This is a genomic window from uncultured Limnohabitans sp. (assembly GCF_937889215.1).
GTDB lineage: Bacteria > Pseudomonadota > Gammaproteobacteria > Burkholderiales > Burkholderiaceae_C > Limnohabitans_A.
In genome coordinates this window covers 1-1,649 of sequence record NZ_CALBEX010000594.1, presented here as the reverse complement: position 1 = coordinate 1,649, position 1,649 = coordinate 1, and the positions used below count along the sequence as shown (strand labels likewise).

At 54.0% G+C, this 1,649-nt stretch carries 3 protein-coding genes; 1 reads left to right on the top strand and 2 read right to left on the bottom strand.

The features are described from left to right. Positions 1 to 308: NnrU family protein (locus Q0341_RS14905; protein WP_299514939.1), on the bottom strand; the 308-nt coding region annotated here is incomplete at its 3' end. A 196-nt stretch (positions 309 to 504) separates the two neighbouring features. Here Q0341_RS14905 and Q0341_RS14900 point away from each other — a divergent pair. Then, complete coding sequence (locus Q0341_RS14900) at positions 505 to 831, top strand: high-potential iron-sulfur protein (protein ID WP_299514936.1); 327 nt, start codon at positions 505 to 507, stop codon at positions 829 to 831. 218 nt (positions 832 to 1,049) lie between these two features. Here the strand turns inward: Q0341_RS14900 and Q0341_RS14895 are convergent. Next, positions 1,050 to 1,649: ATP-binding protein (locus Q0341_RS14895; RefSeq protein ID WP_299514934.1), on the bottom strand; the 600-nt coding region annotated here is incomplete at its 5' end.

Genomic DNA, 1,649 nt, shown 5'->3' with positions numbered 1-1,649 from the left:
CGCAGCTTGGCTTTGATCTGGTTGCCTGGCACATAGCTGGCCAACAGCAAAACCATGGACAGCCACATCAGCAATATGGTGGCGTGCTGCATGCCGCGTGGTGGCGTCCACAGCACCACCGGGTCCAGTCGGGCTTGGCCGTAGCCTTGCACCAGCAAATACAAGCCCAACACGGCAACGGCTGCATAAACAGCTTTGAAGCCCAGCGGGCCCCAGCGAGCGATGGCGTTTTGGCGCATCTGCGGGGCCAAGCTTTGCAATAAGTGAATGCCCAAGAAAAGGGCCAATCCAATGATCAGTTGCAGCATATTTATACCTTTGTATCAAATGCGTTTGAAGTCCACACCTTATTTTGACATGCCCCAGTCCATGACGGGCAATACGAGAATGCCCGTGATTTCCTGTGTGATTTGCTCGGGTATCCCGCTTTGCGTGACAAGGTAACTGATGTGGCGCACAATGAACTGTCCAGTAATTTCTGACATACCCTTCGAGGAGTCCTCCATGTCCCTTTTCACATCTACCTCTTCCACTCGCCGTGTTTTCATGATGCAAGTGGCCACCGCTGCCACGGCCGTTATGGCAGTCGGCGAAGCTGCAGCCCAAGCCATGGTTGACGAAAAGTCCCCACAGGCCGCAGGCTTGGCTTACAAAGCCGACGCCGGCAAAGTCGATAAAGCCAAGTTTCCCAAAATGGCAGCCGGTGCCAACTGCGCCAACTGTGCCTTGTTCCAAGCCAAGGCGGGCGCTGCCGCCGGTGGTTGCCCCTTGTTTGCAGGCAAGCAAGTGGCCGCCAAAGGCTGGTGCTCGGCTTGGGCCAAAAAGGCTTGATGCCCACACCGACTTGAGCGGATCGAAGTCCGCTTGGGCCGATCTAAACCGCCTTCGGGCGGTTTTTTCTTGTGCGCCCTGATTTTGTGCTTGCGTTGGCATTAGTAGGCTCGACTGAGGGCCATCGGCTCAGTAGTAACGCAACGAATCCAGCGCCTCAGACGCTTTGACGGCCCCCAATCAAAGACTTGAGCCGCGCGAAAATCCAGCGCTGGCTGTTATGTCGTTGTCGGCAAGATGAGCGTGATCCAAACACGGTCATGGGCGGTGTTGATGGTGATGGATCCGCCGTGCACTTTGGCGATTTCTTGGCACAGGCTGAGCCCCAGGCCATAGCCCTTGATACCTTTAGAAAGCGCCTCGGGTCCTCGGTAAAAGCGGTCAAAAGCCCGGTCTAAGAAATCGGCAGGGATGACTTCGCTGGGGTTTTCGAAGCACAATAAAAGCTCGCCAGCTTGCTGTTTGAGTGTGATGCGCAACCAAGCTTCGTCGGAGTTGTAATTGATCGCATTGGTGTAGAGATTTTGCATCACTTGAAGCAAAAGCAGGCGATCGCCTTGGCAGCTGATATGGGGTTCGATGCTGTGTTTGATCTCGATGCGTTCGTCAAAAGAGCGTGCGTCTTGGGTCCAATTCCAGACCAATTGGCTGAGGTCCAGACTTTCTAATTGGACCTTAATGCTGTTCGCATCAGCTTGCGAAAGCAACAACAATTTGGCAGAAATGTCGATCAATCGGTCGACTTGATCTGCGATGACACGCATTCGAATTTGAGTCTCAGACCCCATGGGCAACTCTGTGATCATTTCTTCGGCATT

What these genes read in the sequence shown, in the direction of transcription:
- Q0341_RS14900 (WP_299514936.1), top strand. Translation starts at nt 505, where the DNA reads ATGTCCCTTTTCACATCTACCTCTTCCACTCGCCGTGTTTTCATGATG.